We start from the raw sequence: 23,439 nt of genomic DNA on the forward strand, positions 1-23,439 counted from the left end.
ACCGGTTCGGAAAAGAAATGAATCCGAATTAATAGTAACAAGCTTCTTTTGAAGTAAACCAACCCACTTCAAATGTCCAACATTTCTAACCAAATCCCCGGGCATTCCGGAGGATATAATGGAGCTACGGTCTCTGACAATCAAATAAAGCAACGAACTATTTCGAACAATCAGGAGATTTTCGAAACCATCACGACCGAACTAGAAAAAGCCCAGACCGAAATACTGGTTGTGGCAGCATGGTTTACAGATTCCTCCTTACTAGAACTCCTCAAAAGAAAGTCAGAGGAAGGCCTCACTGTCCAGATCATTGTCTCAGATAATGAGGACAACCTAAGGCTTGACTTTGACAGTTTCCCGGATGCCGCCACCAATGTACTCAAAGTAAGAAATGTGGGTTATGGAATGATGCACCAAAAGTATTGTGTAATTGATCGAACCATGGCCATTCATGGCTCTTACAACTGGACGGTTAATGCGAAAAAGAACAACCAGGAGAGCGTGATTATCACTAATCATAAGCAAACGGTAGATGAACTAATCCTCAACTTTGAGGACATTAAAAATCGACTGCAGGAAATCCAAGAACACGGCCTCTCCGATACAAGAGCTATTAAAGATCATTTTAAGAACAACCCTGAGATTTTACTAACCCCTCAGCGCGAAGAGCTGTCCAACAAACCATTACTGGAAGTTATGGAAGAACGCAAGCGAGAATATGAGGAAGTACTAGACACGATGATAGCGGCTGAGGTAAGTCATTACAATCGATCTGAGATAGTTAGTATGGGCTACCAAAAGGCCAGGTCAACCAACGGAGATCATCAAGTTCTACCGAACGCGTTTGACAGTGTTTACTCCTCATTCATCGCCGATATTGATGCTCTGGAAGATAAAAAGAATCGCCTTCTCAATCGGATAGAGGAACAAAGAGCAAAAAGCATCCAGAATCTGGAGGCAAAACAAGAACTGGACATTAATGCTATAATAGTAAAGTATGACACCAAAAATCAGATATTGACTACCCAAATTGCCAATTCAAAAAGCCAGATAGACCTCAACAAAGCACAAATTGAAAGATTAGAGTCTCACGATGTTCAAAGAATCGAAGCACAAGTCGCAAGCATCAAAGAAAATATAAACATTCAAGAAAGGGAATTCATCAGGCCCGCGCTCAAATGGTTCGAGCTTCTCCCAGCTATTGTGATCAATCTCGGGCTCTTCTTTTATCTAGTGCTGTTTTACTCTTCCGCAGCATACATCCTCATGTTTAGCAAACTGGATGCAAAAGAGGCAAAAATGAGCGGGGTTTCCATTTTACCGCCAGAGGTATTCAATCCCAACGCTCTTTCCATGGCTGTTGACAAAGGAGGCACGGCCATTCCCTTCATTCTTCTCTTTGTCTTTGTACCGATGACCCTCTCCATAATTGGCAAAATACTTGGCACAAAACACCTTTTAAACACTAGCCTACTTTTCACCGGAGTGGTCGTCGTAGACGCTTTGATTGCTTATGTGGTGAGCGAGTCCATTCATGAAGTGGAGTACCTTTCTGGAAACGTAAATGAGGTTTGGCAACTGAGTATGGTGCTCTCTAACCCCAATTTCTATCTGGTTTTTGTTATGGGGGCCCTAGGTCTTTTCTTATTCAAATTCGCATTTGACAAACTAATGGGCATTTTCGAAGATAGAAATCCTCAAATAGCCGAACTGCGGAGCAAAAAAATAATTGAACAGCTCGGAGCAAAAATCAGTGAACTTGAAGAAAGGAAAGCTCAAATATCAATCGAAATTCACGAATTCAAGCAAGCCAATATTATTTGTGACAGAGATGTCACCCGAGACAATTACGCCCTCAATCACCTACCTGAAACCCGGGAATCAGAAATAGCCAGAACCAAATCAGAAACCAATATCAGCATTGAGGGGATAACAAGAATTACCGACGTGTATATCAGTCATATCGAAAACGACAATTACCTCATTTCATTCCACGCTATTAGGGACCGAATCAGCACGTTTCTAGATGGTTGGTTTCAGTACTTGCACGAAGAGTATTCTATAGCGAGGGCCACCAATATTACACGACTATCCCGTGATGCAGCCATCCTCTGGCAAGAGGATAAGCTGGTTTCTAAAAGCCTGGACACCCGAATTAACCGATAACACCTTATGAAACCACCAACCACTTACTTATTGATTCTACTTTACGCTTTCGTCACCTCATGTGGGTCAAGGGAGAAAATGCATTCCGCATCATTAAAAAGCGACACAACAGAGATTGTTCACTTCAATTTTATCATTGCTCCTGATCTCTCCAATCGGGTTGATCCTAAGATTTATCCGAAGCCCGTTACTGATTTGGATATTGTTCGGCAGCTGATAAGTAGAATTGACAACATTCTCAAATACCGAAGATCAGAAGAACAAAGAGATGTTTTCAGCCTCTCCTTTATCAATACGGGTCTGATAAATATGTACGACGTGGACATGTCGAAACTCACAATCAACTTTGGGAAATTTCACAATCAAAGAGATCGGATTGATTATATCAAAGACCGATCATCAAGAAAATTTAGCCTGGACAAAAAGGAATTCTTAGAAGAGTACCAAGGCATCATACAGGCCTCAATAAATCAAACACATGGTGCTGATTTATGGTCTTATCTAAATGCTGGCCTGAATAACCTGAATGTTAAAAATCAGGAAGAGATCGTTGTCTACAATGGCAGACATTATCGGAACAAGTTCAGAAACATTCTCATTCTGGTGACAGATGGATACCTGGAAACCGCCCTATATGGGGATGAAGGATGTATTTCAAAAAAGTTATGCTACTCCCTGAGTGGACAAAGAGTCAAATCCTTCAGAGACGCTTTCAAAGACTCACAAACGGCAGACCTCCAAACATTTCTTGATGAGGAAGGCTTTGGTATTGTCCCTGTAAACAATCCCAATCTAAAAAATTTGGAAGTGCTGGTCATGGAGTTGTATGACAGATCGCTATCCCGTTCGGGAAGCGCACGTGTCCATCCTACCGATGAAGAAATACTACGAGTCTTTTGGTCCGACTGGCTCAATAAATCAGAAGTAAAGAGATTCCAGCTTCATAAAACGGTCACAACAACCGAAGAGGCCAATAGAATAATATTTAGTTTCCTGGGGATTGATTAACACAGTGCTTTACGACATCTATTCACATTTCTCCAAAATAAATTAACACTCATAAAAATCACTTTTCTTATCTTATCTAACTGATTCATTAGCCACCTAACTAATAACAAGAATGAAAACATGTCATATTTTATGTGTTGCATTAATTTATGGGATCATATCATGTGGTCCCAGTAAATCTGAAATAGAACAAAGAAATAAGTTTGTTGCAGATTCAACCGCACGTGTCGATTCCATAAGAAAAGAATCCCTTCGAATCCACTACGAGAAGATCGAAGTTGGGAAACAGGTCAAGGAAAATTATTTGAAAGAGATTTTGGAATTGAACAAGGCTGAAATACTAAAAGCTGAAAAGAAACTGCGGCAAATTAATGAGTTTCAACTTGGGCGCTCTCTGTCTACAAAAGAGCAGCAAATCGCTGACCAACGTAATAGAATCAGTCAGTTAGAGAGACTCTCTTCATCTATTCAAGCAGAAATAGCAAAGACCAAATTATTTGAATCACATGAGTTCCAAAGTACTCCAGAAGGTGCAGTAAAGCACCTATTTGAAGCTTCCGAATCTGGAAATCTTAGCAAACTAAGGAACCTAATCGACCCTTATGGGGAGTTCACCAAAGATGTTGCACAGATCGGTTTCATTGAAATTTTTCCCGAGGATAGTCGTTCAAAATTCAGGGAGATGTTTAAGAAGGGCCGCATAATGGGTGAACCTAAAGTTTCAAATGATACAGCTGAAATCGAAATTGCTTATGGAGGGAGTTCAAATAGGTTGGAAGTTATCAAGCTAGTCCGTCGAATGGGCAAATGGTATTTTTTGGACTTTTGACTCTCCAAACCTGACAGGTCTACGCGACTCGGTCTCGAAGACCCGTCAGGCTTCAACCAACCACCACGCCCGTACCTTCCGCCAGGGTACCGAAAGCCTCCAGGTCAAAACCCCGCTCTTGCATGAACGACTCAAATGCCTGCTGAGCATCAGCCGACACAGTCACCAGCAGCCCACCACTGGTTTGTGGGTCAGCGATCAGGCGATGGTCCATCCCCTCCGCCAGTGTGATCTTGTGGCCATAGCTTTTCCAGTTGCGGTTGGTGCCGCCGGGGGTGCAGTTGAGGTCAAGGTACTTTTGCACAAAATCAAACCTCGGCACCTTGCTCAGGTCAATCTGTGCAGCGCAGCCACTCGCCTCACATACCTCCAGCAGGTGTCCGCCCAGGCCAAAGCCCGTCACGTCTGTGAGGGCATTCACCCCTTCGAAGGCCGCCAGCTCCTGCCCGATCTTATTCAGCTGAAGCATGGTATGTTTGGCCAGGTCCAGGTCCTTAGTGTCGGCCAGTCCTTTCTTCTGTGCAGTGGTCACCATCCCTATGCCCAATGGCTTGGTCAGGTACAGCAGGTCTCCGGGCTTTGCCGCAGCGTTTTTCTTCACCTGAGTCACTGGCACCCTGCCGGTCACGGCCAGCCCAAAGATGGGCTCCGGAGCATCAATGCTATGCCCGCCAGCCAGGGGTATCCCCGCATCGGCACAAACCTTGCGGCCACCTTCCAGCACTTTGCCAGCCACCTCTATGGGCAGCTTGTCTATCGGCCAGCCCAGAATGGCAATGGCCATGATGGGCGTACCCCCCATGGCGTAGATGTCGCTGATGGCATTGGTGGCGGCTATGGCCCCAAAGTCAAAAGCATCATCCACGATAGGCATGAAAAAGTCTGTGGTACTGATGATGGCTGTGGTGCCATCCAGGTCGTAGACCGCCGCATCGTCTTTGGACTCGTTGCCCACCAGCAGGTTTTTAAAAAAAGGCATTGGTTGCCCGTCGGTGCTGATGATCTTGTCCAGTACCTCAGGGGCTATTTTGCAGCCGCATCCGGCTCCATGGCTATATTGTGTGAGCTTGTATTCCATTATATTTTTGATAAAATTTCTTGTGCGATCTGCATAGGGTCGCTGCTCAGGGTCTCCAGGTGCAGGCGGATGTGGTCCCTTTTTCCTTCAATGGACTTTCCGTATCGTTTGTCATAGTACTTGAGAATGATCGCCGCTGCTTCAGGCGCATCGCCATGATCAATAAACTCCAGGGCTTGTCGGGCTTCCTTTTTCCCCAGCTTTTTTTGTATGCTTTTGGTGGCCAGCACCAGCCGCTCCAGCGACACATGGCGGTAGTTCAGCACCAGGTTTTTGACCCGTACAGGCCGCGCCACTTCCAGAAATACGTGGGGGCTCTGCTCCTTCTGATGATAGAGTTCCGCCACCAGGTCCACCCTCCCGATGCGCATGGACTCATCCTCCACCCAGATACGGCGAGTAAGGTCCAGCTTTCTAAACTCCTGAAATAACAAATTCTGAAACTGCTCTGAGGTAGGCTGCTCCTCCGACTCCTGTCGGCCAAAGGCCGAACCCTGGTGACAAGCCAGACCCTCAAAATCCACCATCTGCTCTCCCAACTCCTGCAGGGCATAGAGCACCTCCGTTTTGAGTGAGCCGGTATAGCCGGTCAGTACCATCAGTGGCAGAGGCTGGTCAAAAAACTCCAGGGCTTCGCGGCGATAGGCTTTGTACCCACCATTGAGAATGGACACGCTGAACCCGTTGGTCTCCAGCAGCATGGCCACACTGTGTGAGCGGTTGCCGCCACGCCAGCAGTGCACCAGCAGCTCCTGAGACTGAAGGCCTTCGGCAAATTCTATAAAACCACTCATCTTCGGACCGATAAAATCCAGCCCCCTTTTGAAAGCCGCCTGGGGGCTGTCCTGCTTGTAGAGGGTCCCTACGATCACCCGCTCCTCATCAGACAGCAGTGGCATATTGAGCGCATTGGGCAGACGGCCCTGCTCATACTCCACGGGCGAGCGTACGTCTATGATGGGGAGCTTTTCTCCGAGTGAAAGAAATTCCTGAGGGTCTAACTGCTTCATGTGGAGCCGCAAATATAACGCACTCCCGTATCAAACATTCTCAGGGTAAATTGAGCATGGATTTATTCAGTTCTCAGGCTCTTCACCGGGTTGACCACTGCAGCCTTCCAGGCCTGAAAACCAATGACGACAAGGGCTACAAAAAAGGAAATAAAGGTGCTCAGCGCAAACATGTCTACACCTATCCCCACCCGGTAGGCAAAATCCTCCAGCCACTGTTGCATCAGCCATACGGTCAGGGGAATGGAAAGCACCACCCCCAAAATGAGCTGCCACGAAAAAGTACGGGCCAGCAAGTGGAAGATTTGAAACGGAGAGGCCCCGATCACCTTGCGGATACCGATCTCCTTCTCCCGACTATTCACCACCAGCACGGTGAGGCCAAGCAAGCCAATGGCCGCTATCAGGATGGAAATAACCGTAGCCACGCCAATGAGTTTATTGAGCCGGGCTTCATTTTCATACTGCCGGGCCACATTTTCGTCCAGGAAGGTATACTCCAGGTTTCTGTTGGGAAACGTTGATTCCCACGCTTCCGTGAGTATTTCCTGTACCTGCGAAAGCTGCGAGCCGGTAAATTTGAAAAGTAGCTTTGGGATCATGGAATCCTTTACTTCAGCGTCAGAAATGCCCAGAAACATAGGCAAGACATTTTGGGTAATCACCAGCGGGGCTATCTCCTGATGGAGGGAGGAAAAATGAAAGTCTTTGACCACCCCAATGATCCGGTGTTCTCCGAAGTTATCGCCGGGGAGTTTCTTTCCAATCGGATTTTCAAAGCCAAAATAGTCCACGGCGGTTTCGTTGAGCAAAATAGACTGTCGCTCATCCAATCCGCTGCCTTTTTCAAAGTCTCGTCCTTCAACGATTCCTATATCAAAAGCCGACAAATATTCTGCGTCTACGGCCAGCATGCTGAACGTGCGAAAGATGCCTTTGTCGTCTGTAAAAGACAGTGCGGCCCAGCCAGGGGTGCCGAATGCATGACTGGCCATGGTAATACTCGAAACTTGAGGATGTGCCTCTATTTTAGGCTTTAGCAGCGCTCCATTAGCCCTGGCGGAGGCTATCCGCTCGGTGGTACGACCAGACTCTGAGCTGGAAAACAACGGCACCGACACGAAGGCCTGATATTCAAAACCCAGGTCTTTATCCTGAAGAAACCGGATCTGCTTTTGCATAATGAGCGCACTGCTGATGAGCAACACGGTGATCACAAACTGAAAAGTCACCATGACTTTTCTCACCCAGTGTTTACCCCTGGAGGTGCTGCCTGAACGCATGATCGCAAGTGCCTTGGTGCTGGTGAGAATAATGGCCGGATAAATCCCAGCCAGTGTACCAATACACAAGGCAATGAGGAAAAAGATGGCCAGGTGCCACATCTCAAAAACATAGACTAGTTCAGTTCCGGTCAGGCGATTGAACGTAGGGATCAACAGTACGGCCAGCAAGCCCCCCACCAGCATCGAGACCAGAGCCACCAGTACACTCTCACTCAGGTATTGAAAAATGAGGGTTCGCTTCGCAGCTCCCAATATTTTACGCATGCCCACCTCACGAGAGCGCTTAATGGACTGACCTATGGACAGGGTGGTGTAGTTGATACAAGCAATGAACAACACCAACAGACCAATAATGCCGAGCACATAGACATACACCGGGTTGCTCACTGGTGCTATTCCTGCCGGGATCTCGGGGTTCAGGTGGATGTCTGTGAGGGGCTGAAACCCAATGTTGTATTCATCCCTGTTCATCTCCTCGCCCAGGTAGCTCATCACCACATCCTGCGACTTGGCATTGACCGTCTCTATACTTGTCTGATCCTTCATGAGCACGTAAGTCTCTGGCCCAACCATCATCCAGGCAGTCAGGGCGCGCTCTCCCATCAGCTCCCGGTTGAGCACATTGGAAATGGCCAGATCAAACTTGATACTCGAACTCTGTGGGATATCATCCAAAACCGCCGTGATGGTAAACGGTGTGACATCTTCATCGAACTGAAGCTGGAGCGTTTTACCGATAGGGTCTTCGTCACCAAAGTATTTTTCGGCATAGGCACGGGATATAATGAGGTCATACCGGCCAGACAGGGGTTCGGTCACATTGCCATGGATCAGGTCGAAATCAAAGACTTCAAAAAATTCAGGACTGATAACCGCCACCGGCTCGCTGATCACATCCTGCTGATTTCGGCTCACCGGAAAATTTCTCAGGTGATACTGTACCACTTCCTCAAATTCCGGAAAGTTCTCCTCGAACAAATTCTCAAACCGCACCGGAGTATTGGAGTTGAAAAATATCTTCCCCTCCCCATAATCTTCCAGCAGCCAAGCCCTGTAGATCCGGTCTTTTTTGGTGTGAAAGTGGTCGAAAGTGACCTCCTGAGTCACATACAATCCCATCAACACAAAACAGACAATGCCAATGGTGAGCCCGAGGGTGTTGAGCATGGTGTTGAACTTATCCCGCCATAATACCCTGACGGCTACTTTGAAGTGTTGTCCTGAATTCATGATGATGTTGTTTTTGAGTTTTGAGTTTTTTCTGAGGGCCGACCAGCGAAAAGAGCGCAATACCAACCAGGTATATTGCCAGCTGGCCCTTCTGGGACCTTTGTGAGAAGTGGTGCGATAGAAGATTTCCAGCAGGTCTCCCTGGAGATCCTCCAACAGGTATGGATCGCAATACCACTCCAGAAAGCGGCTTGCCCATCGGGGGGGCAGATGACCTTGTGTGGAAGCCTGACCCATCAGCTAACGGAAAAGGTGAGTTTGGGTAACTTCTGATAGAGCTCCATGCGGACCGCCATGGATTCCTCCAGCACCTGCCGGCCAGCCTGAGTCAATAAAAAATAGCGCTTTCGGCGACCACCACGCTCCTGAGTGGCTCCTTTCATCTCTGAGCTCACCAGGCCTTTCTTTTCCAGCCTCCGGAGTACAGAGTGTACAGCGGTCACGTCTATCAATCTGTTGGCCTGCTGATGGAGCTCATCGAGGATGGCTACGGCGTATGCTTCGTTTATCAAAGCCCCTACGGTGAGGAGCACCAGCTCCTCCAATTCTCCTATTGATTCTCGTTTCATGAGAAATATTAGTTGTACAAAGATACAATGATACAGTATCCTGTTGATTTGTACAACTAATCAATGAAAGCTTTAACCCTTTTTAACGTAAGGGCAGAAAGAAGGATCAAGCAATATTTGTGTTGGGTATCACTCTATAGTTATACCGAATTAATCCACTGTGGATTCAGAAAAGTTAAGACGCAAAGGCGGGTGGGGCATCCAAGCCTTGCCCGGCCGGGACAAGTGTGAATCATTTTGACTCCAGAAAGTTTTAAAAAAGGCCAAAAACGATGAGTCAAAATGATTTTTTGCGTGCTACCGGCTAGGTTGGTGCCTTTCTGTGGGATCACCAAATGTTTTCTTTGCCTACGCGGCCCGGGGCAAGCAAAGAAAATGAAGGGTAAGTAGCCAATCGGTTGGATTGAGTCATATGAGATGTCAGATTACGGATCACTATCCACCTTTAATACAATCTCCCCACAACTTTATTACTTCATCCAGAAAGAAGCTATCTGAGGGGTTTGATGCCGATGTGGCAGCCTTCTATACAGTATCGGTAGTATAGTTTCAGGTGATCGCCTTCACCCACTAAGGAGTATTCTGCTGTTTCTTTGGTTTTGCGCCCGGTCCTCACCTCGGCCAGGGAAAGGATGTAGCCGTCAGTGGCGCTATCCACCAGCACCCGATAAGTGTTGAAATCCTTCAGTCCGGTATAATTGGAAGAAAACACTCCGCCGGCTTTGAATTCCAGGATCTGAACCGGAGAGTCCGGTACTTGCTCCACTATGTATCCACCTCCGGGCGAGTAGCCATATTCAAATACCTGCCACTTGCCTACCAGTGAGCGCTCATCATCGATCAGCACACAGCAGTCGTACTGGCTACAGGAGGAGATTAGCAGCAAAACAAAAGGAATGAGGATGGATGTCGGTTTCATAGTCTTTGGGTTTGTTCTATTAGACACATCATCCTGTCAAAGGGTTGACTCAAAGGATTGTGACATTACGTTTAGTTTTCTGTCAAATAGTTGCCTGAAAGGTCAACCTGAATAAACCGCGGGGTTTAACTTAGCCGGCGAATCAAACCACAGCATCCGTTGTTACCAAAAAAATCCCTCGGAGTAATCCTGGCCATCACCGGCATCTTACTTTTTTCCAGCAAAGCCGTCATGGTGAAGCTGGCCTATCAGTATGAAGTAGACACCGTCTCTTTACTGCTGTTTCGAATGGTCTTTTCACTGCCCATCTATGTGGTGATCGCAGCGTTCAACAGGCCCATGGAAAAGGTAGCCGGGAAAGACTACATGTGGTTAATTCTTTTCGGATTCATTGGCTACTACCTGGCCAGCTACTTTGATTTTCTGGGTCTCATTTACATCAAAGCCAGTCTTGAGCGGTTGATTTTGTTCATCTACCCCACGCTGGTGTTGCTCATTTCATTTGTCTTTCTCAGGAAAAAGATCACCAGAAAACAGGTCATAGGAGTGGTGGTGACCTACCTGGGTGTACTGATCATCTTTGTGTCGGAGCTGAGCATCAGCGATGACTCATCTGTGATACTGGGCAGTGTACTCATTTTTCTGAGCGCCCTCACCTATGCCAGCTATCTGGTGGGCTCCGGGTGGCTCATTCCTAAATTTGGCGCCACCGCCTTCACCTCCTACGCCATGATCGTGTCCTGTATGGCAGTGATCCTTCACTACTCCCTACAACGACCTGTGGGCCTCCTCGACTTTCAACCCGAAGTATATTGGATCGGGCTGGCCATGGCCATATTTGCCACGGTCATTCCCTCCTATCTGGTCAGCTTTGCCATCAAAATATTAGGGGCCAACGACTTTTCAATCTTTGGGAGCCTGGGCCCCATTTCCACCATAGGCCTTGCTTACCTGTTTCTGGGCGAAACCCTCACATGGACACAATTCCTGGGTGCAGGCGTGATCATTGGCGGGATCGTTTTGGCCGAAAAGAAAAAGAAGGGTTAAAGAAATAACAAAGATCAAACGATTTGATGGTGCCTTTTGGGACAATTCCTAACAAATCGCTTGTGTGATTGCGTGATCAGCAAAAAGAAAGCCAAATATTGCAAAAAAATCAGTAATTGCTTAATTTTGCTATCATAATCACAAAAAACACGCCTATGACACTGCTCAGAGTACATGACCATCAGCAAGACCTCACCAACGACTTTGTGAAAATGGTACGAACCACAATCAAAAAAGGAAACTCTGTAGCAGCTAACAAACAGCAGATTTTTATGATGGGTCAGGAGATGGGCTTTTGTAACGACGAGATCCGTGTACTGCTGGAGGACGCAGTGCCCTCAGCGCTTCCTTTATAATCTCACCCTGATCCCCGGACCTATCAGAAAGAAAGGCTTCTGCTCGCTGAGCAGATAGCCAAAACCTGCATAAAGCGGAAAGGTCAGTTTGTTATCGCTGGACGTGGGGTAGAGCGAACCGATGACCACCAAACCCACATCCCGGCTGTTACTCTCTGTAAAGTTGAAAGCATCTATAGCGATGAAACCGGCTCCTAGTTTATATGGCCTGTACTTAGCGATCCGGCCGGGCTGGTAAAAGCTCATCTGAGCGATCATGGCAAAGCTGGGTCCTCCAAAATTTCCAAAGTTTCCGGTACCGGACTTTAAGATCAAAAGACCAGCAGGGAATGACACATCAATGTCAAAATTATAATCCCGCTTCAGGTGGATCTGTATTTTCTTGGTACGGCCGTCGCCACCATACTTAGGCTTCACGTGACTTATCTCCAGCTCTATTCGTGACCATTCTTCCAGCTCGGAGGTCTTCTTGGAGAGGAAATTATTCAGGTTGATGTCTTCGCTCCGGCAGTACTTATCATCATAATGCACAAACCTCGGAGAGGTCTCTCCGGGGCATATCACCACTTCATCAAATTGATATAGCTCGATAAGGTTTCCTTTTTTGTTGGAAATTTTCACCTTGATGGTCAGGTATTGCTTGCCAAAGAGGTCCTTACCTTCATCTATTTTACCCCGGTCAAAATCAAAGACGAGATCCGTAAGGGTATTTTCATAGTAGATCGGCTTTTCGATATCGCTCACCACCAGCTGTCGGTCACCAAAGTCCAGGTTGATGAAATCAAAAGGTCGCGGACGCTGATACTCCTCTACTTTGAGGCTTTTCCCAGTGGACTTATTGTGATTAAAAATCTCAATGTTGTTGGTATTGATGGTCAGCGGTACCTTGATTCTAAAGAGTGATATATTTTCATTTTTGATCAGTGAATCATACTCCAGGTTGCTGGCGCCCGGAAAACTAAAAGCGGCTTTGTGAAGTCCCTCACCCTCCAGCTTGATGTTTAAGGTTTCGCCAGGGTATACGGTGGTTCCCCGCTGCCAGTCCTTCCCTTCTCGCTGGATAAAGATCTCCTGGATGGTGGTCTTGGGTGTGATGTCCAGATTACTCACAAAGCGCGCATCGTCCCCGTCCTTGATGTACAAATAGCCATCTGATTTTCTGTGGTAGCTGTAGGGCCGCAGGAGACAAAGTACCTTGTCATTGTTGAGTCGGGCTTTGGTGTAAAGCTCCGCGATCAACGCTCCTCCGGATTCTTCCTGGTCTTCAATTCGGTAAGTTTTCCCAAGCCTGAGAAACCGATTGTTATCTATCTGGACCTCTATGGCCTCCTTCTTGTCATCTTTTGGGGTCACCTCCTGGGCATCAAACTGCAAAAAGGCCAACCGGCCAGAGCGGATCTTGAAGGTATAGCTGAGCGACTTCAGTTGATACTTGGGGCGCCCAGCCTCCATGGTAGGTTTCCTCAGTGTAAATGGCACTTCTACTTGCTGATCGCCCAGTGTATTGGGCAATAAATGCAGTAGAAGCTTTGGACCCTCCCGGGTCATTCTATAATTAATTGGCAAGCCCTCTGTCCAACGATTGTCCACCAGAATATTCTCAGAATTGTTGCTGGTCAGCTCAAATACCTTTTCCTCCCCAATGTATAGTTCCTCACTGCCCGGATATAGCTCCACATAGGTATTGGTATAGGGGAATAGTGGCATATCCACGTACTTCACCACCGAATCCTCTCTGATCCCTAAGGTGAATTTTAAAAATTCGCTCGTAGTGAGCTGATTGAAGCGGACTTTGAATCGGGCATAATCACTGAACATCATGATGGAGTCCAGTGGATAATAATCAGCAGAGGGCATCAGGGCGATATCAGCCACCTCAGAGTCCCCGTCGAAGAACAAATAAACTTCCGCTATTTCATCTTCCCGATCGTACTGGAAAGCCAGCATCTCCTTCTGGTTTCTTATAAGGGTATGCCGGGACCAGGAGTACTCCATGGTATCTATGAACATCTTCGCCTCCAGCAGGGGACTTTGCTGGAAGGTCATTTGAGAAAAACCGGATACAGAAATAAGAATGAGGAGGCAAAAAGCTCCAAAGGAAATAGCTGACTTGATTTTTTGCATTGCTGCAAAGATGGCAAAGCCATGGCAAGTGTACAACACCTAAATCTCAGTGGCCTCTTCGGTAATAATCTGCGGCTTGCCCTCCAGCGTCTTATGTACGGGGCACCTGTCGGCTATTTCGATGAGGCGCTTGCGCTCGGCATCCGTCAAATCTCCCTCCAGTCTGATCATCCGCCTGATCTGATCAATCTTTCCTTTGGCCGCTTCGGCCTGGCCACCATCTTGCTGGTGAACCTTGTCGTGTGTGAGCTTCACTTTCACCTCTTTCAGGTCTATCTTCTTGTAGTCCGCATACATGCGCAGGGTCATGGCCGTGCAGGCGCCCAGTGCAGATAGTAAATAACCGTAGGGCGAAGGGCCGTGATCGGTACCTCCGCTACCTTCTGGCTCGTCTGCCAACAAATGGTGTTTCCCCGCAGTGATCTCGGTGAGAAAGCCCTGATCAGAGAGCCGGGTCCAAACCTCGCCTTCCGGCGCTACTTCCTCAGCATCGTTCGGTACTATATAGCGGGAAGCCCAAGAAGACACCATATTACCCACATAATGGGAGTCCGCTTTTCGGCTAAGCAGATGATCTGACCCATCCAAAGTAATGAAACTCTTCGGGTGCATGGCCTGCTGATAAATTTCAGCGGCATTGTCTATCCCCACTATTTTGTCCTGTGGTGAGTGCATCACCAGCAGAGCCTTGCCCAGGTGCCTGATCACTTCGCCTTTTCGATCCTTTTCCAAATCTTCCAGAAACTGTTTTTTGATTTTGAAAGGTCGCCCTCCTATGTTGACCTCCGCCTCCCCATTTTCCCGAATCTCCTTTTCTCCGCCTTTGAGTAGTGCCTTCACATGTGTGGGGTTGGAAGGCGCACCTATGGTCACCACGGCCTTCACCTTTTTCAGCGCCCCAGCCACATGCAAAACAGCCGCACCTCCCAGGGAATGCCCAATGAGGATTTGTGGTGCTTCGAATTTCTTTTCCAGAAACTCGTAGGCCTCCGTGAGGTCTGAAAGATTGGAGGAAAAATTGGTATCCTCAAATTCGCCACCACTCTGGCCCAGCCCGGTGAAATCAAACCGCAGGACAGCCATGCCATTTTGAGTAAGTGCTGAGCTGATATGATCCAGCGCCTTGAGTGTACTGGAGCAGGTGAAACAGTGTGCGAAAAGGACGAACGCTTTGGGTTTTCCTGTCAAAGGGAAATCCATCCTCCCGGATAAGTTCTGACCTGATTTATTGACGAACGATACTTTTTGTGACCTCATTTCTGAACCCGTTAGTTTGCAAATCGTTAACTTGAAAGTTAAAACCCAGGCCAAATCTCTCGGCCTTCAAGCTAAATCTAACATTGATACGTATAAACGCCGCCTGTTTGACATTGTTATTCGCCTATACGTCATTGTATGGACAAACGCTCAACTATGACGTGATCAGAAATGACAAGTCTATGGGCCAGACGGTGGTCAAACGAATACTGAAAGGAGATGAACTCACTTACCACCTGAACACCAAAACGGAGCTGAGAGTAATCTTCCTGTTTGATATAGAATACGACTTGAAAGAAACTTTCAAAAACGGGAAACTCATTTCGGGTACCGGATTCAACACCCTCAATGGAAGTGTGCAAAAAGAAACCCAAATGGCCCTGAAGGAAAAATTCTACGAGTTGGTGATCGATGGTATTCGTACGGAAATTAACGAAACAAACATTACAGAGTCCGTTTCGGAAATCTACTTTGAAGAACCCCACCACAGCAAGAGGGTGTTTTCTGCCTACTTTGGCCGATACCTGAATTTTGAAAAGGTGGGAGAACGCCAGTATTCACTCACCTCACCCGATGGCACCAATGTCTATACCTACGAAAATGGCATTTGTACCAAAGTGAAAGTGACCCGCGACTTTGCCACTTTTGAGTTCATATTGAAACCCGAAAGCCTGCTAGCCGTGAGAAATAAGCAGATCACCGGTAAAACCAATGATTAGCACCATTAAAAAAATCCTTCTTCCTCTTTCTGTTTTGGTCATTCTTGGCTTTGTGCTTTTTATGATCAATCAGATTTCAGGTGTCTACCTGATGCTGAAAGAGATCAATCAACTGACCGCCAATGTGGTCTTAGTAGTCCTCTGCGCAGTGGCTATTGGGCTTGTTGGCTGGCCGTTGCTGCTTTTTCTGAAATTGCCACGGGCCATCTCCCTGCCTAAAAGTGAGGGTGAGCTCCCCCGATACCGACAGCATCTCCTCAAGCGTCTCAGGAGAAATGAAATACTACGGGCACAGGGCATCCAGCCACAAAAGGTGGAGGACCTTGCCGAGAGTATCCTGGTGCTTAACCAGTCCGCCAACAAAGTGATTCAGCAAACTGCCACTGCGGTATTTCTCACCACTTCTGTATCACAAAATGGCAAGCTGGATGCGCTCACCATTCTGGCTACCCAATCACGCATGGTCTGGAAGATCGCCCATATTTACTATCAGCGGCCATCGCTCCGTGAGCTTATTTATCTCTATGCCAATGTAGCGGGGTCCTCTTTTCTTGCTTCCGAAATAGAAGATCTGGATGTCTCCCAGCAGGTGGAGCCGGTCATCAGTTCATTTCTAAAAAACTCTGCCGGTAAGTCCATCCCCGTGATCGGCCCTACAGCCAATATCATTCTGGATTCCCTGCTGGAAGGCTCTACCAATGCCTTTCTCACACTCCGCGTAGGCAATATTGCGCAAAAGTATTGTGCATGCAACGAGGTGGTAGACAAGAAATCCATCCGGAAAAGTGCCTTCATGGAATCCGCCAGCCAGCTAAAAGGCATTGTGATGAAATCCTCCGGACAAATCATGAGTGGTCTTCTCAAGGCCACCCGTAAAGCGGGTGTGGACACCCTGAAATCCGGCTGGGAAGGCATCAAAAACACTGGCGTGAAAGTGGCCGAAGGAATCTCAGAAGCCGGTCAAAAAATCAACCCGTTTAGAAAAAAGGAACCGGAAATATAATCCCGGGTCATTCCACCGATTTTGGTTTATACAATCCATCAAACCCTGGCGTCCAGGTTTCCCCGTCACTAGAGTTTTCAAACAACTGCCTCACTGTTCCGTCCCCATTGTCAGTGAAGGTGAGTCGTGACTTGACCACATTGCCCTGCTGGTCACGATAGTCGCACTGAAACTGAATCATGCCCGGCCTCTTGTCTATTTCTACATAATCGAGCACGCCTCCGGCACTTCCCACCCAGGTCTGATGCCATTTATTATCCAGTTTATCGTAGTAGTTGATACTTTGACCGGTGTAAGTTCCGGAAGTGGTATAGCTTTCGTGAAGGGCACAGCCGCCATTGGCGAGTGTAATGCTGTTTTCTCCTACTTTAGCGCCTTTGACATATACATCCCATTCACCCAGCCAAAAATCAAAATGCCGTCGCACAGAATCGGAGAGGCACGGATAGGCATTGACCTTGCAAGCGTACAACAAAGACAAAAACTTTTGGTCTTGCTGATAAGGTGACCATTCCTCCTCACTCTCCATCAGACGGAAGTTGCTAAAGCCCCTGTCCAAGGCAACCTGCAATGTTTCATAAGCCTTTGCCTGATTTTCCTGAAGGGCATAGGCCTTCGATTTGGTATAGAGCGTGTAACCCGGATAAAAATTACGGGCGACAGCCTCGTCGAAATTTTTGAGTGAGGCTTCGTATGCACCCAATTTAAGCTGACAAAAAGCCAATCTGTACCAGGCGGAAGAATCCTGTTCATTCTTTTTGAGATAATGCTGATAACCTTTTGCGGCTTCTGTCCACTGTTCGTTGGAGTATTGCGCATCGGCATCCTTTCGGGATGGCTGAGCCTGCAGCTGACCAGCCACGAGGCAAAGTAAAAAGACAAGTATTCTCATGGTTTTTTCGAACCAATGTAGGGTGTAATCAGGGAGAGACCGTAAAATCCTAAGATATTTTACTTTTTTGCGGTGGCCAAATGACTCTTCATTCTTTCTATGAAGAATCCGTTCACTTTCATCCCGTCTTTGAAAACAATGAATTTTCCACCTGAGGTGAAAGTCAGCTCAGGGCTTGTACTGATTTGGAGATCAGCATAGGGCATCGGCCAGGCGTAAGACTCCAGCTTGAACCGAAAATGAATCAAAATGCCTTCCGGTCTGAGTTCGATATTGGCGTGGGTGATGTAATGTCCGGCTTTCAGGTAATGGGTGTGTTCTGGACTTACTTGAGAGATCCCCATTCGCCTGGAGCCTATTCCTCCCATCCTGAGTCTTTGCATCAGGGTATAGGGTTTGCCTACCAGCTGATTGATTTGCAGGATGGTTTCGCGCTTGTTATAAGTGGTCTCTAAAATCATGGATAATCCGAACTTTAATAAACCTCGGGCTCAGCCCTCACCACCCGCTGATAGCCCAGGTAGCCTCCGATGGCTGCCCCGGCAAGTCCGCAGAAATAGCCACCCATCAGGTTGTTGAAGATGGTCAGACCAATAAACGCGCCTACAAACTCAAACCCCAGCCAAAGGAGCACCATATTCACAATGAATGGGCTCGGCTTCAGTCGTTTCTCCACTGCGATGTTTCGAATGGTTTTCCCAATGGAAAACATGGCAATCAATTCCAGCATATTGAACTATTTTGGTGCTGTAAATTAATGGTTCTTACGGGAAAGTGACGAAAGAAGTCGGTCATACAGAAAACGATCCCTTTATCCATCAAACCGGTATGTTGATCAGTCTTTTTGACGCATTCATCGACCTCTCTAACATTATAATAACTAAACCGTCAGAATTGTACGAATAATGTCCTACATTAGCCTTATTTTTTTGAGTCCCTAACCTTAAATTTTTCATGGGTTGATTGTAACTCATTCATCAAACGTAACCAATATGAATCACGTACCTCCTAATGAAATGAGCCCATGGAAACTATCTCCGTGGCTTACTATTGTTTTTATTTTGATTGCGAGCACAGCTCAAAGCAAGAATCATTCGGTGCTTTCTGGCCCCCATAATTATAACGCAACTTTTACAATTTCCACGGTGGAAGTATTCACTGATGTAACAGTGGATGATGCGGTTGATCTCACCATTTCTTCGACTGGCTCACTCACCTGCTCAAGTCTGGATTTTCTAAATGGTACCAATTCACTCACCGTGGAGTCTGGTGGGGTCTTGATTCTCACTGGAATCCTAACTGGAAATGTGAATACCACAATTACCATTGAGCATGGAGGCTCCTTTGTGACCAATGGAGCTGACTTCACTGATGGTGGGTTCGTTTCTAATATTATCATTGAAAAGACAGCAAGTGCCACGGGTTATAGCTACGTAAGTATGCCCGTGACTACTGGGACGTACACTGCATACGAGTACTATTTTTCGGAAAGTACACTAGATGGAGATTACGGCTCTTGGATTAACTCGGTAAACGGGGCCCCAAAGGAGGCTGGTATTGGCTATGCCATTTACCAACAAGGGCCAATCTCTTTCACGGGAACACCGAATAACGCAGCTGTCAATTTGTCCTTATCGCTTACAAGCCAAGCTACCAGAACAGACAAATCTGGTCAGCACCTAGTTGGTAACCCATACCCTGCGGCTATCCGCATGGATAATTTTTTCGCACTGGGTGACAATGCCGCCAATACATTTGCTAATTATTATATCTGGGATCCAGCAGATAATGGAGGCCTGGGAGGATATAGCCCAATATTAGGATCTAGTGAAAGCTACATAGCCTCTGGTCAGGCATTTTTCATTCAGCTTGACTATAGCACATTAGCAGATGGCGATCATCCGATTGTCTTTGATCCCTCGATTATGGTTGCAGATAATAATAGCACCTTCTACCGAACTGCTGATTATGACTACTCACAAATTGTCCTGAATTTCAGCACCCCGAACGACACTAAAAATCAACTCTCTTTTCTTTTGGACGAGGAATTCAGCGCCTCCTTTGATAAGGGTTTTGAAGCCTACTCCATTCCTTTCGAAGAAGCAGGTAAGTTAAGGGTGAAGACTTCTTATAACAATAAGTATTTTGATATCCTGGCAGTAAAGCGAGGCGAAAGTCACTCATTCCCGATTTCCGTTACCACCTCTGAGCAGCTACCGGTTGATATTGAGCTTATTGGTCTGGATCGCGTTCCTGCTAATTACAAGATAGAACTCATCAATAAAACAACGGGAGAAGCATTTGATCTTACTGCAAATCCTAAGGTATCCATGAGTTTCAACAAGGTTGACGCAAAAGACGAGCTTCTGCTTCGTATACTTAATCCTGATAACGTATTGTCCACTGAGGTTTCCCGAGAACTTTCAGCCTATCACTCCGATAATAAGCTCACGGTACGCTTTTCAGGAACTCATAGTCAATTGGGAAACATTAGTGTCTATACACTGGACGGCCGATTGGTAAAGTCTTGGTCTGTTCTGGATGATGTTGATACATTCTCTGAGATCTTCAACCCTAAAGGCGGCCTTTACATCGTCAAGGTTGAAACACCAAAAGGAATCTTCTCCCAAAAAATCATCATTAAATAAACCGCCATGAATCGTTCATTGATCAAAATATTATTATCAAGCTTATTTGTATTTGTATTGGTAACCTTTGCTATGTCACAGGCGGCTCCTCCACCGCCACCATCTGCGGCTCCATCAGGGCCTGTTGGTGTGCCAATCGATGGAGGTTTAGGTCTCTTGGCTGCGGCTGGTATCGGGTATGGTGCCACACGCTACAGGAAATTTCAAAAAAGCAAGAATAACAAGGCCTAGTCTTGTATTGGTAAAAATGAAAGTACTTGGAAGGGAGCTATCACGAGGTTATTTATTTATCATAAAGGCTATTGGGCTCATCATCATCTGGAAGATTGCTTATCTACAAGTGATAGCTCCCTATACTCCTATCAATCGCTGGCTAACACAGATGGTAGGTGTATCTACCGCCGGTTTTTTTGATTGGTTTGGGCAAAAAAGTTATTTCGACGGCCAATTTTTGTTCATAAATGACATTCAATCTGTTTTAGTAGCCGACGGTTGCAATGGTCTGGAGCTCTTCGCCTTGTTTCTCGGATTTCTTATCATTAGCCCAGGTTCTTTTTTAGGTAAATTTCTTTACTCACTAGGAGGTGTCCTACTCATTTTTTTGGCCAATATCATCAGGGTCTATTTGCTGGGGTTTAATTATTTAAACAACCCGTCCACCTTTGAATTCAATCATAAGTACACGTACCTGGGGTTTGTTTACCTTATAATATTTACTCTATGGATTCTTTGGATTGAAGTGATCAATAAGCGTAAGTTCATTGAAGCCTAGTCATAAGCATCTGTTTGGCATCTTCATTTTGATTGTTTTTGTCGGATTCAGATATCTAGGTGACTACCCTGCTTTCTTGCAAGATGGACTATCCTGGGTACTGCAAATCGACATGGTCAATGTATTCATGAATAAACTGGCGGGGTTAATGTCTTTCAATCCACCCAATAGCGCATGGCTCACTTCGAGGTTCGTGGTGATGGCTGGTTTTGGGCTAAATTATCTTATCCTTACTTTGTTTATCAACAGAACTATTGCAAAAACCTGCTTTATTCTGTCCCTATCCCTGATCATTCTTAGTGCACTCCTAAGTCCTTTCCAATTCATTGAGACCCGAAGAATTATTTATCAATTCACATCCATTGCCAGTCAGCCATTTCTTATCCTCTTGGTCTTTCCATTGTGGAGGCTTTATCAGTACAATTGGGATGGCCAAAAAAATTGATAAGAAGATTAATCTACTTGATAACGCACTTACAGATTCGTCTTTACTTCCATCATTTTCAAAAATGAGATCATTGCAGCTGTGGATGCTGGCGATTGAGGGCTTTTTTAAACTGAGAAGGTGGAACCCCCACAAATTTCTTGAAAGCTGAGTTGAAGGTAGCTTTATTGTTGAACCCTGCCAGGTAGGCGATCTGAATAATTTTGTAGTGATGGGCCTCGTCCTGTAGCAGTCTCTTGGCCTCCTGCACACGGTACCGATTCACAAAATCAGTAAAATTGCAGCCTTCCAGCTCATTGACCACCTGTGAAATATGATTGGCCGAAATAGCGAGCTCATCTGCCATGTACTGAAGTTTGAGGTCATTGTTGAGGTAACCTTTATCCTCTTCCATATAGCGCTTAACCTCTGCCAGGAACGCTTCTGCCGCACTTTGTGAAAGCCCGGAGCGATCGTATTTCACCCCTGTATTCACATGAAAGACCTCTCTGCCCTGATACCCCTTGTATCCGATGGTATAAATAAATGCTCCCGCCACCACGGAAATGAAATAGTCATATTCAATCTTCAAAAGGCCCGTCCAGACGAGCACGTAGTAAAGCAAAAAACTGAGGGCATAGCCCATAAACAGTACCGACAGCACAATCCTCCAACGGCCGCTTGCGAGGGCGTTCACCCATGTCCACCGAAGTGCGACAGCCGCATAAACGAACAAATGGATGGTTTGCAAGACCGTGACTGAACGCACCAGAACCCTTCGAAGCTCAAGGGATTCAAATGGAAGCACCAAAAAATGAATCAGGTAAATCACAAAAGGCACGAAATGCCAGACCCCCACCCGAAAAAGACGCTCATCGGACCGTACATATCCGTAGAAAAGAGGCCCGAGCAGAAAAGTCATGCCCTGAAGCACACCCAACCACCGTGGTGCCAATCGAAAATAACCGGTCCAGTATAATACATAGTACAATAGCATCAGACTGAAAGCCAACACCACTGCACCCAGATATCCATTGGCCTGGTGGCGCTTGGTCCAGATCACTACCGCCAGGAAGATCCCCTGTGAGGCGGCAATCAGAAAAATGACTGTCCAGGTATTGAGTGACGGCTCCATGTTTTAATAAACAAGGAAGTAATCAAAAGCCCTCATTATTTTTTGGTGTTTACCGACTTTCATTGACACTTGACGGGAATGATAATAAATCCTATCTTCAGTATTTCGATCTAACCAAACCCAATTCTATGAAAACCAACACCGCTCTACTCCTGGTGCTCATGGCCGTGCTTTTCACAGCCTGTGGCTCCACCAAACAGGCCATGGATTGCCCTCAGTTTTACAAAAAGAAAGACAGAATCAAGAGTCAACACCTTACACTCAGGTCATTCAAGAAGACCAGTAAAGTGGCGAAAACACCTCAAAAGATTCAACCGAATCAGGAGCTCATCGATGCGCCAGGTAATCATTATCCCGAAACAGTATCGTTGTATGGACTCACTACGTCACCAGCTGACCTGATCACCTACCGATACAAGCCCTATGAGTACAAGCCTCATGAGGAGTCAAAAGAAGAGTCGGCCGAAACGACATTCATCGGAGATGATTTCCCACCTCAAAAAGTAATCTCAAAAGATGAACTTCAATCCGTCAAAAAAGAGGTCAAAAGAGTCAAAGAGACCAAAGGTTCAAATCCCAACGGTATGGCCATTGCCTCCCTGGTTCTGGGCATTGTAAGTCTATTTGTGGCAGGTATTCCTCTGGGAATACTCGCTGTGATTTTTGGAAGTATATCCATGAGAAGACTGGAGAAAGGCAATGGAAGAGGGATGGCTGTTGCCGGATTGATCTTGGGTCTGGTGGGCATTCTGGGAGCGCTGATCATCCTTACCACCATGGTGTAGTGACAGCAAACAGACCATTTCCACCTCGAGTAAAAGGCGCCTTGAAGGCGCCATTTCTATTTTTTTAAAGAAAGAACATCCGTGGCTTTGGTAAACTCCTGTGCTTGTTGAAAGCATTTTGACCGGCACTGGGTCCAGTACCATAAGTACATCGTGGGGTAAAGGAGTAATCAAAAGCCCTC

Annotated in this window: 22 protein-coding genes; 11 read left to right on the forward strand and 11 right to left on the reverse strand. The window is 46.5% G+C overall.

Features of this window, described 5'->3' with window-relative positions; genetic code table 11:
- Positions 1 to 72 precede the first annotated feature (72 nt).
- From ACHKAR_RS17635 to ACHKAR_RS17645, 3 genes are all read left to right on the forward strand, one after another.
- A complete protein-coding gene (locus ACHKAR_RS17635) occupies positions 73 to 2,166 on the forward strand; it encodes a phospholipase D-like domain-containing protein (RefSeq protein ID WP_395418760.1) in 2,094 nt (697 codons plus the stop codon).
- 6 nt (positions 2,167 to 2,172) lie between these two features.
- A complete protein-coding gene (locus ACHKAR_RS17640) occupies positions 2,173 to 3,174 on the forward strand; it encodes a hypothetical protein (RefSeq protein WP_395418761.1) in 1,002 nt (333 codons plus the stop codon).
- Between the two features lie 112 nt (positions 3,175 to 3,286).
- Positions 3,287 to 4,003 (forward strand): hypothetical protein, encoded by a 717-nt coding sequence (locus ACHKAR_RS17645; RefSeq protein ID WP_395418763.1) that lies wholly within the window; start codon positions 3,287 to 3,289, stop codon positions 4,001 to 4,003.
- Positions 4,004 to 4,055: 52 nt separating this feature from the next.
- On the opposite strand, the gene selD is transcribed toward ACHKAR_RS17645, so the two are convergent.
- From selD to ACHKAR_RS17670, 5 genes are all read right to left on the reverse strand, one after another.
- Positions 4,056 to 5,081: a selenide, water dikinase SelD gene (gene selD, locus ACHKAR_RS17650; protein WP_159582681.1), complete on the reverse strand. Its 1,026-nt coding sequence runs from the start codon at positions 5,079 to 5,081 to the stop codon at positions 4,056 to 4,058.
- Positions 5,081 to 6,091, reverse strand: a complete 1,011-nt coding sequence (mnmH, locus tag ACHKAR_RS17655) for a tRNA 2-selenouridine(34) synthase MnmH (RefSeq protein ID WP_395418764.1) — start codon at positions 6,089 to 6,091, stop codon at positions 5,081 to 5,083. Before mnmH ends, selD begins: the two co-directional genes overlap by 1 nt.
- 62 nt (positions 6,092 to 6,153) lie before the next feature.
- A complete protein-coding gene (locus ACHKAR_RS17660) occupies positions 6,154 to 8,844 on the reverse strand; it encodes an ABC transporter permease (protein WP_395418765.1) in 2,691 nt (896 codons plus the stop codon).
- Positions 8,844 to 9,176 carry a PadR family transcriptional regulator gene (locus ACHKAR_RS17665; protein ID WP_159582678.1) on the reverse strand — a complete coding sequence of 111 codons (333 nt, stop codon included), beginning with the start codon at positions 9,174 to 9,176 and terminating at the stop codon, positions 8,844 to 8,846. Before ACHKAR_RS17665 ends, ACHKAR_RS17660 begins: the two co-directional genes overlap by 1 nt.
- A 490-nt stretch (positions 9,177 to 9,666) precedes the next feature.
- The gene (locus ACHKAR_RS17670) at positions 9,667 to 10,095 is read right to left on the reverse strand and encodes a hypothetical protein (protein WP_395418767.1); all 429 of its coding nucleotides are present in this window, start codon (positions 10,093 to 10,095) and stop codon (positions 9,667 to 9,669) included.
- A gap of 159 nt (positions 10,096 to 10,254) precedes the next feature.
- Here ACHKAR_RS17670 and ACHKAR_RS17675 point away from each other — a divergent pair, with 159 nt between their 5' ends.
- Positions 10,255 to 11,142: a DMT family transporter gene (locus tag ACHKAR_RS17675; protein ID WP_395418769.1), complete on the forward strand. Its 888-nt coding sequence runs from the start codon at positions 10,255 to 10,257 to the stop codon at positions 11,140 to 11,142.
- Positions 11,143 to 11,297: 155 nt separating this feature from the next.
- Entirely contained in the window at positions 11,298 to 11,498 is a 201-nt protein-coding gene (locus ACHKAR_RS17680) for a hypothetical protein (RefSeq protein WP_159582676.1), read from the forward strand.
- On the opposite strand, the gene ACHKAR_RS17685 is transcribed toward ACHKAR_RS17680, so the two are convergent.
- Both ACHKAR_RS17685 and ACHKAR_RS17690 read right to left on the reverse strand, forming a co-directional pair.
- On the reverse strand, positions 11,493 to 13,622 hold the full coding sequence (locus ACHKAR_RS17685) for a hypothetical protein (RefSeq protein WP_395418771.1): 2,130 nt from the start codon (positions 13,620 to 13,622) through the stop codon (positions 11,493 to 11,495). The genes ACHKAR_RS17680 and ACHKAR_RS17685 overlap by 6 nt on opposite strands.
- Positions 13,623 to 13,661: 39 nt before the next feature.
- Positions 13,662 to 14,879, reverse strand: a complete 1,218-nt coding sequence (locus tag ACHKAR_RS17690; protein ID WP_395418773.1) for a bifunctional alpha/beta hydrolase/OsmC family protein — start codon at positions 14,877 to 14,879, stop codon at positions 13,662 to 13,664.
- A 107-nt stretch (positions 14,880 to 14,986) separates the two neighbouring features.
- On the opposite strand from ACHKAR_RS17690, the gene ACHKAR_RS17695 reads away from it, so the two are divergent.
- Both ACHKAR_RS17695 and ACHKAR_RS17700 read left to right on the forward strand, forming a co-directional pair.
- On the forward strand, positions 14,987 to 15,598 hold the full coding sequence (locus ACHKAR_RS17695) for a DUF6134 family protein (RefSeq protein ID WP_395418774.1): 612 nt from the start codon (positions 14,987 to 14,989) through the stop codon (positions 15,596 to 15,598).
- Positions 15,591 to 16,601, forward strand: a complete 1,011-nt coding sequence (locus ACHKAR_RS17700; RefSeq protein ID WP_395418775.1) for a DUF697 domain-containing protein — start codon at positions 15,591 to 15,593, stop codon at positions 16,599 to 16,601. The genes ACHKAR_RS17695 and ACHKAR_RS17700 overlap by 8 nt, the downstream gene beginning before the upstream one ends.
- Positions 16,602 to 16,608: 7 nt before the next feature.
- On the opposite strand, the gene ACHKAR_RS17705 is transcribed toward ACHKAR_RS17700, so the two are convergent.
- From ACHKAR_RS17705 to ACHKAR_RS17715, 3 genes are read right to left on the reverse strand one after another with little or no spacing between them, the layout of a single operon-like run.
- Positions 16,609 to 17,493 carry a tetratricopeptide repeat protein gene (locus ACHKAR_RS17705; protein ID WP_395418776.1) on the reverse strand — a complete coding sequence of 295 codons (885 nt, stop codon included), beginning with the start codon at positions 17,491 to 17,493 and terminating at the stop codon, positions 16,609 to 16,611.
- A 59-nt stretch (positions 17,494 to 17,552) separates the two neighbouring features.
- Complete coding sequence (locus ACHKAR_RS17710) at positions 17,553 to 17,954, reverse strand: hypothetical protein (protein WP_395418777.1); 402 nt, start codon at positions 17,952 to 17,954, stop codon at positions 17,553 to 17,555.
- Between the two features lie 14 nt (positions 17,955 to 17,968).
- A complete protein-coding gene (locus ACHKAR_RS17715; RefSeq protein ID WP_159582669.1) occupies positions 17,969 to 18,223 on the reverse strand; it encodes a hypothetical protein in 255 nt (84 codons plus the stop codon).
- Between the two features lie 262 nt (positions 18,224 to 18,485).
- Between ACHKAR_RS17715 and ACHKAR_RS17720 the strand changes: the two genes are divergently transcribed.
- From ACHKAR_RS17720 to ACHKAR_RS17730, 3 genes are read left to right on the forward strand one after another with little or no spacing between them, the layout of a single operon-like run.
- On the forward strand, positions 18,486 to 20,141 hold the full coding sequence (locus tag ACHKAR_RS17720; RefSeq protein WP_395418778.1) for a T9SS type A sorting domain-containing protein: 1,656 nt from the start codon (positions 18,486 to 18,488) through the stop codon (positions 20,139 to 20,141).
- Positions 20,142 to 20,147: 6 nt separating this feature from the next.
- Complete coding sequence (locus tag ACHKAR_RS17725; RefSeq protein ID WP_395418780.1) at positions 20,148 to 20,372, forward strand: PID-CTERM protein-sorting domain-containing protein; 225 nt, start codon at positions 20,148 to 20,150, stop codon at positions 20,370 to 20,372.
- A 16-nt stretch (positions 20,373 to 20,388) separates the two neighbouring features.
- Positions 20,389 to 20,913, forward strand: a complete 525-nt coding sequence (locus ACHKAR_RS17730) for an archaeosortase/exosortase family protein (RefSeq protein WP_395418781.1) — start codon at positions 20,389 to 20,391, stop codon at positions 20,911 to 20,913.
- 515 nt (positions 20,914 to 21,428) lie between these two features.
- Here ACHKAR_RS17730 and ACHKAR_RS17735 read toward each other — a convergent pair.
- Positions 21,429 to 22,472 carry a helix-turn-helix domain-containing protein gene (locus ACHKAR_RS17735; RefSeq protein WP_395418782.1) on the reverse strand — a complete coding sequence of 348 codons (1,044 nt, stop codon included), beginning with the start codon at positions 22,470 to 22,472 and terminating at the stop codon, positions 21,429 to 21,431.
- 128 nt (positions 22,473 to 22,600) lie between these two features.
- Here ACHKAR_RS17735 and ACHKAR_RS17740 point away from each other — a divergent pair, with 128 nt between their 5' ends.
- Positions 22,601 to 23,257 carry a DUF4190 domain-containing protein gene (locus tag ACHKAR_RS17740; RefSeq protein WP_395418783.1) on the forward strand — a complete coding sequence of 219 codons (657 nt, stop codon included), beginning with the start codon at positions 22,601 to 22,603 and terminating at the stop codon, positions 23,255 to 23,257.
- Positions 23,258 to 23,439: the final 182 nt, after the last annotated feature.

The organism is Marinoscillum luteum (assembly GCF_044005705.1).
Lineage (GTDB): Bacteria > Bacteroidota > Bacteroidia > Cytophagales > Cyclobacteriaceae > Marinoscillum > Marinoscillum luteum.